At 60.5% G+C, this 10,099-nt stretch carries 8 protein-coding genes and 1 pseudogene; 2 read left to right on the top strand and 7 right to left on the bottom strand.

The window, feature by feature from the left end; translation table 11 throughout:
* Window positions 1–234 (top strand): annotated as a pseudogene (locus HNO88_RS18225) (hypothetical protein); the annotation flags it as partial.
* 185 nt (window positions 235–419) lie between these two features.
* Window positions 420–1,175, top strand: a complete 756-nt coding sequence (locus tag HNO88_RS18220; protein ID WP_184249019.1) for an outer membrane protein — start codon at window positions 420–422, stop codon at window positions 1,173–1,175.
* Window positions 1,176–1,189: 14 nt separating this feature from the next.
* Here HNO88_RS18220 and HNO88_RS18215 read toward each other — a convergent pair whose 3' ends face one another.
* The 7 genes from HNO88_RS18215 to HNO88_RS18185 form a co-directional block, all read right to left on the bottom strand.
* Complete coding sequence (locus HNO88_RS18215) at window positions 1,190–2,272, bottom strand: helix-turn-helix transcriptional regulator (RefSeq protein ID WP_184249016.1); 1,083 nt, start codon at window positions 2,270–2,272, stop codon at window positions 1,190–1,192.
* A 354-nt stretch (window positions 2,273–2,626) separates the two neighbouring features.
* Entirely contained in the window at window positions 2,627–3,151 is a 525-nt protein-coding gene (locus HNO88_RS18210) for a hypothetical protein (RefSeq protein ID WP_184249013.1), read from the bottom strand.
* Window positions 3,152–3,165: 14 nt separating this feature from the next.
* The gene (locus tag HNO88_RS22400) at window positions 3,166–3,624 is read right to left on the bottom strand and encodes a hypothetical protein (RefSeq protein WP_312857116.1); all 459 of its coding nucleotides are present in this window, start codon (window positions 3,622–3,624) and stop codon (window positions 3,166–3,168) included.
* 302 nt (window positions 3,625–3,926) lie between these two features.
* Window positions 3,927–5,095 (bottom strand): IS3 family transposase gene (locus HNO88_RS18200; RefSeq protein WP_184249010.1). Its coding sequence is split into 2 segments (ribosomal slippage): window positions 3,927–4,843 and window positions 4,843–5,095, totalling 1,170 coding nucleotides; the frame shifts between segments, so codons are not numbered across the junction.
* A gap of 167 nt (window positions 5,096–5,262) precedes the next feature.
* Window positions 5,263–5,676: a nuclear transport factor 2 family protein gene (locus tag HNO88_RS18195; protein ID WP_184249007.1), complete on the bottom strand. Its 414-nt coding sequence runs from the start codon at window positions 5,674–5,676 to the stop codon at window positions 5,263–5,265.
* Between the two features lie 1,828 nt (window positions 5,677–7,504).
* The gene (locus tag HNO88_RS18190) at window positions 7,505–8,167 is read right to left on the bottom strand and encodes a response regulator transcription factor (protein WP_184249004.1); all 663 of its coding nucleotides are present in this window, start codon (window positions 8,165–8,167) and stop codon (window positions 7,505–7,507) included.
* The gene (locus HNO88_RS18185; protein WP_184249001.1) at window positions 8,164–9,795 is read right to left on the bottom strand and encodes a sensor histidine kinase; all 1,632 of its coding nucleotides are present in this window, start codon (window positions 9,793–9,795) and stop codon (window positions 8,164–8,166) included. Before HNO88_RS18185 ends, HNO88_RS18190 begins: the two co-directional genes overlap by 4 nt.
* Window positions 9,796–10,099 lie beyond the last annotated feature (304 nt).

Raw genomic sequence — 10,099 nt, 5'->3', positions numbered from 1 at the left:
CCGCCGTGGCCAGATCTTCTACCTGCCGCCCCCGGCCTTCGCCGGGGCAGGCTCTACAGCCCAGACATGAACCCGATCGAGATGGCCTTCTCCAAACTCAAGGCGCTCCTACGGCAGGAGCCCGCGCGAACTGTCGACGGCCTCGTCGAACGTAACGGCAGCCTACTCGATCGCTTCCTGCCCAACGAATGCGCCAACTTCTTCCATGCCCCAGGCTATCAACGGTCATGGTGAAAGCGCTCTAGGGTTGGTCATCTCCGACATCCACGAGAGCACCACTTCAGTGTGACGCTTGAGCCACTTACGTCGTTAGATGCGGCTTCATACATCAACTGGCTGATGCGGCCTCTTCGCAGAACCTGCCATGCTCGGCCCGCTTGCACGGGAGCACCCGACAAGCAGCAGCCTACAGGGGAAGTATGACTTCGAAATTTGTGATGATCGCCGGCGCGCTTGTCGCCATGTCTTCTGCACAAGCAGCGTTCGCGCAGACTGCGGACCAGAATAAGCAGGGTGTCTATGTCTCGCTTCACGCCGGTGTTGCCAAGGTCAACGATGTTGACGTCGACTACTTCGACGAGGGCGGCGCATTCGGGGGCACCGGAGTGCAGGACACAGCTGAGTTCGAGGCTGATCTGAAAAGCGCCTTCAACGTGTCGGGCGCGATCGGCTATGACTTCGGTCTGATCCGTGCCGACATCGAAGTTGCCTACTCGCGTAACAAGATCAAGGCTCTCAAGGTAGAGGGCATCAACGGCACGCCGGCCACCCTCACCGCCGCAGATCGCGCAGACGTCTGCGACTACCTGGAGGTTGATACCTGCGCCGGCTCTGGCAACACGTTCCAGTTCGACGGCAGCAAGCTCCGTCAGCTCAGTGCCCTGGGCAATGTCTGGGTCGACATCCCGACCGGTTCCGCGGTGACGCCATATGTTGGCGGCGGCCTAGGTGTTGCCGGCTTTGAGCTCGATGGTGAGGGCAAGGCACGCTTCGCATGGCAGCTGGGCGCTGGCGTTGCGTTCAACGTCTCGCCATCCGCTGCAATCACCCTCGACTATCGCCACCGTCAGGCGAAGGGTGCCGCGATCGTCGACGAGGACTTCGAGGACGCTGGCGTACGCGTCGGCAAGATCCGCACGAACGCTTTCACCGCTGGCGTGCGTTTCCGCTTCTAATCCGAGTCGGACGGCTAACCCGAGAGACGCGTCACAAGGCGCATGAGCTCGGGTTGGCCGCCCGTTTCTGTCTTGGCGAACACGCTCGCAAGCTGCGTACGTACCGTGGCGTAGGTGACGCCGAACCGCTCGGCTGCATCTCGTAAAGCGAAGTCGTTCTGCACGAGTACCTGCAGCAGCCGGGCCTCGGCCGGAGTTAGCTTCCAAAGACGCATCGACCTGACCGTTAAATCGTTTGGCACCGCGTCACGGTTGACGATCCGGATCAAGACGTCCCGCGCATATCCACCGAAGCCAGGTTGAAGAGGCGTAGCGCCGATCGACACTAGGTGCGACCTAGCTCCACTTCGACGGGGCAGCAGCATCGCCTCATCATCTCGCCAACGCTCGAACCCGACGCATCGTATTGCATCTCGCCAGCGCGTCCACATCCGGCGGTCACTCGGAAGCAGTTCGCCGTGGTGGATCACCACTCCATCTTCTGCATCCACAAGCGCTTCTGCTGCGGGCGACATCGCCACGGCGTGGCCAGCACAGTTCACGACAGCGACGGCCTCCCTGTGGCTGGATAGGTCAGCCGGGCGTGTCGCCAGCGTCCACGCTCGTGACATGTGCTCGAACAATGTGTTGAAAACGCGCCGGTCGCATGCAGCATGCGGTTCCTCTCGCGACGAGGGATGAAGTGACGCACCGAAGACCGCTCCGTCTTTTGCATGGAATTGCGCTAGCCAGTGGGCGTTGCCCACGTAGTGCCGGTTCCACTTGATGTACGGGTGTGCAGCGTGCGCTTCACAATCCAGGAAGACATCTGTCTCGAACAGGCCGCCCCTCGGGTTCGCGTTCACGAAAGCGACGGTAAGATCGTCTGCTGCTGCTCCGGCCTCGTAATCAGCTATGCCGTCAAGCCGACGGCTGCTCAATTCGCCGATGAAGTTTGGAGCGATTGGGGCTTGTTCGCCAGGGCGGAAGCCGGTCACCAGCATGAAGTGTGACCGGGTGGCCTCCAGAACCTCGTGTAAGACACGATTGTGCTCTTCGGGAGCTACCACCGAATCATAGATCCGATCTACCAGCCTGCTGACGTTCTCCTGGTTCATGGCTGGCAGTTTAGTCCCGCGATCCCGGTGTCATGATCAGGGCTGAAGGCGTTCGCGTCCAGTGAAGCAAAGAGGCCTGAGGCCGAAACCTCAGGCCCAGTTGAAAAGGTCGGCATAGCCGGCCTTCGGGTCGCAGTTCCGCCCTGCTGCAAGCTCGCGGACACCGCATCATGCAATTGATGTACTCGCCGGTAAAAATCTCGATCTAACGTGCACTGAGACGCTTGCTGGAATGATCGTGTCCACGGCTCGAGTGCCCTCTCTGAGCTTAGAAGCGGTATTTAGCTTCGCTCTCGGGCCGAAGATGGGTAGCGACGCAGCCGTCACTGGCGAGCCTCCGCCGTGTCGGCACTCTCAGGTGCCCGGCGCGGCATCGACATATGCTGTGAAAGACTGGCCACCCTTCAAACGCGCGCTGTCTCCTGCTGTGAGCAGGCCGAAGATGCCGAAGCCCACCACGGCCATCGCCACGCCGGGTCCATAACCCTGACCATGCTCGGAGAGCGAACCTCTAAGTGCAACCCGCCCTTGAGGAAGGTCGAGGTACATAGGGCGAGCGGCGAGGCGCCCAGCGTTGCCGACAGCTCCGTTCGCCTTGACCGAGATAACCTCACCCCATGCGCGGGTACCAACAGGGACCGCAACTTGCCCGTTGATGAAAATGGGTTCGTCGACCCGCAGCTCGAAGCGATCACCGGGATGCGCATTCCTACTGGTGATCTCACGCAAGACCATGAGCCGGACCGGAGTTCCGACCGGTAGTAGCTGCTGTGCCGGTACAGGTGCAGCCAACTGCGCGGCAATGGTGGGGGCAGTTTCCGAAGGCTCGGCTGCGGAATTGCCACCTGCCAGCGCAACCGAGCTTGCGGCAGCAAGCATAGCGATTGCCAGGCTCACTGCGCAGGTGACGATGTAGCTTCAACTGGTGCGGCTGACACCGGTGCGGCTGGCGTGCTCGGCGAAGCAACCGTGGCCGTTGTTGCAGCCGCCGGCCCGGTGAACTTCACGGCAAGCCCAGTGGCGCCAACCGAGCCCCAGCTGAACGCAGTGACATGCGGATCTCCGTACTGCGCTTTGACAACGGCATCGGCACCGAGCTTGTGGGCACGCTCCCATAGCTCACGGTAGACCTTGCCCTGGTCGGGCGCCTTGCTGAAGATCGTGGCCTTGCGCACACCGGCCTTGACTTCGCCCAGCACTGTATAAGGCCGGTCGGTGACGTCGTACGGGAATACTGGAACCCCGAAATCTTGGTTGACCACCGCACCTTCAGGCACCGGCGCGGCGGCGAATAAAGAGACAGCAAAGCATGCAGCTGCAGCTGCCAAAGCAGAAAAGAATATGCGAATCACGATGTTCCCCCCTCATTACCCAGCTCTTTGCTATCGGCAGCGCAGCCAAGGTCAAGCTACGCGTTTCAGCGTAGACAAGTAAAACTGCGTTCCATCTGGATACGCGCTGAGCCAGCGTCCAACCGCCCGGGTTGCCGCAGGGCGGTCTGAGACTGCTGAAGCTGTTCATAGGGAGGGTGCAACTGTTCCGCCGTCTGAGTGCCCGCAGGAGCGAACTTGGCTCATCCGAAGCGGTCAGTTGTCCAAATGGAAGTATGGCAAGACTTGTAAGCGAGGAGGAGGGCTGACCTGCCACGGGACTTTCATCCAGCTCTGATTAGAGCCGCGGCGGTTGTGGTTATGCTTTTCGGCGCTTTGTTTGCAATGGGGTCAGGCATGCCTGACCCCATTGCAAAAATCATTTCCGCGTAGCTGGCCGGGGTCTGGTATCCGATCGAGGAGTGAGGGCGGCAGGTGTTGTAATCCTCCGCCCACTCCCGGATCACGGCACGGGCATGGTCAAGGCCGTGGAACAACGTCTCGTTCAACAGCTCGTCCCGCATCCGCCCGTTGAAGGATTCCACGTAGCCGTTCTGCATCGGCTTGCCGGGCGCGATGTAGTGCCACTCGATCTCGTGATCCTTGCACCAGGCCAGGATCGCATTGGCGGTGAACTCGGTCCCGTTGTCGCTGACGATCAACCCCGGCTTGCCGCGCCATGCGATGATATCAGTCAGTTCGCGCGCCACTCGGCGTCCCGAGATCGACGTGTCAGGAATCGCGGCCAGGCATTCCCTGGTCACGTCATCGACGATGTTGAGCACACGGAACCGCCGGCCGCAGGCGAACTGGTCATGGACGAAGTCCAGGCTCCAACGGGCATTGGGCCGAGCCTCGACCAGGATCGGAGCCCGTGTGCCGACCGCCCTGCGCCGTGCCCGACGCTTGCGAACACCAAGACCTTCTTCCCGATAGAGCCGATAGACGCGGTTGATGCCCGAAGGTTCTCCTTCTCGCCGCAGCAGGATGTGCAGCCGACGGTAGCCGAACCGGCGGCGCTCGTTGGCAAGTTCGCGCAAGCGGGCGCGCAACTCCGTCTCGGGCGGTCGCCGGGACTGGTAGCGCACGCTCGTGCGGTCAGCATCGATGACACGGCACGCCCGCCGCTCGCTCATCCCGTGATGATCCCCGAGATGAACGACTGCTCTGCGCCTGGCAGCGGGCGTTACCAATTTTTTGATAGAAGATCCTTCAGCGCGGCGTTGTCCAGCATCGTATCCGCCAGCAGTCGCTTCAGCTTGGCGTTCTCGTCCTCAAGCGAACGCAGCCGCTTCGCCTCCGACACTTCCATGCCGCCGTACTTGGCCTTCCAGTTGTAGATCGTCGCTTCGGATATGCCGTGCCGCCGGGCCAGGTCGGCGGTCTTCGCACCCGCCTCCGCTTCCTTCAGCACCCCGATGATCTGCTCTTCCGTAAACCTCTTGCGCTTCATCTCGTCCGTCCTCGTGAAGGCCAGACTCTAATCTTAAATGGAGGAAATTACCCGTGGCAGGTCAGGGCGGTCTGAATGGCGACAACTGGATCGTAGCGCCCCGGTAGGGCCGGCGATTGCGCCTTGAAGGCAGACGAAGTCGAGAGGATCACCGGTGGGCTTCGTGATCAGGGAGTGAACCAAATCCTCCTTATTTTGCCGAACTCGACCTGATAGATGGCAACGCCCTCGCTTGATTTACCGCTGGCCTCAGTCCGTTCCTTGTCGATAACGAAGCCGTCTGCTTCCATGCGCGAGAGGATCGTCGCTTTCGGATGGTATTTCGTCAGGATCGGCTTGTAGCGCTCAATTAGGGCCGCTCGACCAGAGAGGTTCGGCTTGGCTTCAGGTCCAAGATCGAAGAGTTCTACATCCTCAGCATAAAAAGAAGCGAACGCGTCCAAGTCGCCCTTGTTGAAGGCGTCCACCTGCGCTTGCACGATCAAAATCGGAGCTGGGGTCCGGGAGGGTGACGCTTGTGCGGCCGCTACAGGTGTTACGCCCAACGCCGCGGCGATCATCTTGCTAAGCGCTCGTTGCATTCTGCGCTCCTTCGTTGCGCTCAGCCATTCTCACGACCGATGTTGTTCCAAGGGCTGCGGACTTGCAATACCACTATTAAACTGAGCAGATGGCTCCCTCTGCTTTCCGACTGCTGCGTCATAATGCCATGGACGAGCGGTAAACGTTGGAAAGCGACGGGCGGGTTCCGAATGGGTGTAAGTGGGGTAGGCCGTGCAAAGGCGGCGCTTTCTAGTGGGTGCAAGTCTCACCCGACGAATGCCTCTCCCGCCGGAAGCAACCGGGGCAGGCATGGAGGTGACGAGATATCTGAAGCCTTTGATGACGGTCACGTAGGTGAGTGTGCGGGCCGCAACGTGAGTGAACGCTGAGCAATCCTCGAAAACGATGATGTGTAGGCCGGCGCGACACCCATCTCGGGGAAGGCTGATATGGATGGGTGAGTTTGAGCGACGTTTGAAGCCCGTCTGCTTCACCAATGTAATGGCGGCAGCATGTACACAAGGAAAGCGCACACAACACAGGAAGTCCGGTGACGTGCTCAGGGATGAAAACCGGACACCCGCGAGGGAGGAACGGGCGCGGTGGGGTGGCCGAGGCGCCCGTAGTAGTACCGGTGAAGCCGAGTGATGGCGGTGGAGGGGAGGCGTCTTAGTTCAAGGCGAACGCAGCAAGCGGGAAGGGACAGGAGATTGGGAAACCTCTCAATTCCGAGGAGCGTCCAAAAACCGCAGATGGCTTTACACGCGAAAGCGAAGGCGAAAGCTGGTTACTGATTCTATGCACAGTACGACAAGATCAGCCGCAATGACATTCTGGCTCATGCTAACGCCAAGTGCCGCTCCGCCAGCGGGGCACCGGGTGTGGATGGTCAGAATTTTTTGCGGACATCGAGGCGTACAACGTCGAGCAATGGCTAGCGGAACTGGCGCTTGCGCTCAGAGGGAAGCCGTACCGACCGGAACCGATCAGACGGGCACATATACCGAAAACCAACGGCAAACGCAGGCCGCTGAGCATTTCCACCGTGCGGGATCGGGTCTGCATGACAGCAGCGATGCTGGTGCTGGTGCCTATCTTCGAAGCCGACCTTCCACCGGAGTTCTAAGCCTCCCGTGTCGGTCGCAACGGCCGGCAGGCCGTAGCATCATGTAACGGCTCAGATTTGCCGTGCTGGCCGCATCAGGCACCAAGGAGCTTTCCAGCGGCCCATACTCCCGTAGCGAACATCGCAAGTGACGACCAGGCGAGCAGACTTCGCTGCCATGGCCGCAGTCGCGACTTGGCTGCCGCAGCATGGGAAGCCCCGCTGGCTGATTTTGGCTGATAGCCCCTGAACTGTCCGTCGTTCGCCGGCGAACGCTTGAAATTGTGCACAGTACCCATGCGGCTGACCGTAGCCGCAAATCTTATCGCAGACGATGAAAACTCGCCGGGAGCACCAACAGCCGCGTCTGAAGACGGCGAGAACGGCCGCTGCGTCCAACACAGGCCGACTGAAAGGATTGCTGCCAGCGTTGCGCGTTTAGCGCGAACGACGGACCGGAGTTGGGCAGCGCAGTGGCCGACCTGAATGGCGGCTTCTGGGTTCTCCAGAGAACAAGCCCTAGGGTGGTGGCGGCGCTGCATTATGATCGCCGTTCAACAGGTGGTTCGCGTCATCTGGTCTGAGCTCGTGTCTTAGCTGACAGAAACCTCCGATCTGGCTAGCACTGCGATCGCTCCGCGCTAAGAGAGCCGGCGGGAGCTTTGCAGTTCCCGCCGGTCAAGTTGAAGCCTCTTCGCTCAGCGAAGAGGCCTCGGGTCGCCTCGTGAAAGATGTGTTCGCCCCGGAACTTGCGGATCCTATCACTTAGCCGGCTCCCACAAACTATCCGGGAAATTTCCGGGGTTGGCAGGCAAAGGTCGGAGCACATCGCCGCGGCTAAGCGCGATCAGCTGGGCAAGACCGTTCGTGCGCGTCTTCGCGGTAATTGCAGCGCGATGGTCTTCGACCGTTCGAGCGGAAATGCCAAGCCGCTGGGCAATTTCTTTGTTGGAATGACCGCGCACCAGCAGGTCGAAGACCTCCCGCTCACGCTTAGTGAAAGCGGCGGTGAGCGCCGCAATCCGGCGCTGCCGCGCTGACCAGGCGACACCGTCACCCACAGCGGCGATCAGCCGAGCCTCATCAATCGGCTTCTCAAGGTAGTCTAACCCCCCATGGCGCCGCACGGCATCGACGGCATGCGTGGTGGTAGGCCAAGCAGTCATGAACACCATTGCCACCGCCGGGTCGTGCTTACGCAAAGCATCGGCGAAGGCAAACCCGTCCATGTCGCCCATCTGAATGTCGCTGACCACACATGCGAAGTGACGAGTGGGCCAGGCGTTGAGCAGGTCATGTGGGTCGGTGAATGGCAATGCCGTAATCTCATGGCGTGCCAGTAGCCGGGAGACAGTCGCGGCAAGATCAGCATCGTCGTCGAGTACTGCCACCGACGAGGCGCGAGCTGGCACTGGATCAATCATCTTGCTCCTCCTTCAAGCCTCGCAGGTCCCTTGAAAAGCGGTAAGGAAATCACGAAGCGGACGCTATTTGATTTGTCCTCGCGCAGGAGCTGACCTCCGTGTGCCTCCACGATGGTGCGTGCAATTGCCAGGCCGATGCCCATCCCAGTACCCTCGCGCGTCGCTGTCACCAGACTCGTTGGATTGTTCACGATGATCCTTACAGCTTCGCCATGAGCGCACGCGAGCAGGCTAACAACTTGCCCTTGACCGGCCGCAAGCGCATTGCGCAGCAAGTTGACGAGTGCTTGAGTCAATTCGATCTCCTGTGCATGCACGACCAAATCGGGTGAGATCGGCCCGCAGTGCAGATTTTTGCTTTGATCGCGCACTTCGAAGCTGACGATCTGGCAAGCGCTTTGGATCAGCATGGCGACGGGCAACGCGGACGGCTCATCCACTTCGCGCCCCCCAAAGCGACGAAGGCGGCGAACCATGTCCGAGAGCGCGACAGCCTTGCGATTTACGAGTGCAGCACTTTCGGCGATATCGTGTCCCAGACCCAGGGTCGCTGATCGCAAGTGCGCGGCTTCTATTGCAAGCGTACTGAGCGGTTGGCTGATCTCGTGGATCACTGCCACGGACATCGCGCGCAAAGTCTTGAGCCGTTGAGCCTGGTAAAGCATGCGGTTGCGCCGATCGAGCGCGGCCTGCGCCTTCTGCTGAGCATCAGAAAAGCTGCCAGCAAGCCATGTAACTAGGACGGAGGAGGCGATGCCCAGATGCAGTTCCAGCCGTAACGGATCGTCGAGAGCGCCGGCGGAGTAAGGCAGGAAGACCAGCGTTTGTGACAGGATCGCGAACCAGGCAGCAGTCCGGCCATGACGCAAGCCGATCCAAGCGCCAGCCAGCAAGCTGGGAGTCGTTTGCGCGCCCAACCCAGCGCGCCACAAGGCGATGGTGAGCCCTAAACAGCCGCTCATCACAAGGCCGTCCTCCAGCACGGGCCGAAGGCTTGGCCATCGCCAGGGCAACGGATGTTTTAGCCGTGCGATGGTACTTAGCCAAAGCAGAGGCGGAGCCAAAACAAGAATGCCTAGAAGATCGCCGACAGCTAAGCCAGTAAGCGAAATTGCCGCGTCGACACCGCTGCGATAGCGATCTGACTCGGCAGGTAGCCATGCTTCGAAGGGAATGACCAGAATGGCATTCAGCGCTGGCGCAGCGATAGCGACCATGCCGAAGATCATGGGTGGCAGGCCAAGCGTGCCTGATCGACCGCGCGAGAGATGGCGCACCAGCCCCATGGCGGTTCCGTAGCTCAGACCTGGCCGCGCCGCGCCGGTGATCTCCTGAAGGGCTGAGCCGTGAGTCAGCGAGATTGTGCCAACTACGATGTCGGCAATGATTTCAATCAGCACCAGCCACGGCGTGAGTCTCGCGCCTCGGCTCCAAAGCACCGCGAAGCGCAGCCCTGCTGGTGGGTACCACAGCGAGAAAAAGCCCGCGCCTGCCCACGGCCGCGCCGCCCAGTTCGCTACCGCAAAGCCGACTGCGTACAACAGGATGAGGCCAGCATTGTTCGCGCTGAAAGCCCTCCGCGCAAGCTTGTGAGCACTAGGCTTGATGGTGAAATGACCCTGCTTCATGGTTGCAGCAATGGCGTCACACGGGCGGCTGCGATACCCGAATTTTTATCCGGAAATCGCTGCCACACGTGCGGCCCGAGGAGAAACTGGCTTGGGCGCAATTTACTCGTTGCATAGGCTCTCGAGAGGTGGACACAAACAAGCTACCGCTGAAGAGCTGCACATGGCACAGCATACATGGGAGTTACGAGCGAGCCGCGCCGATCGGACCTCTCCCACGTAGAAATCCAGAGCTGCGTGGGACCGTCACCCAGCGCAGACTGTTGCCTTGAAAAAGCGTCGATGCTGATTATGGCTGTATGTC

The organism is Novosphingobium chloroacetimidivorans, from assembly GCF_014204535.1.
Lineage (GTDB): Bacteria > Pseudomonadota > Alphaproteobacteria > Sphingomonadales > Sphingomonadaceae > Novosphingobium > Novosphingobium chloroacetimidivorans.
This window is presented reverse-complemented; position numbering and strand designations above follow the sequence as displayed.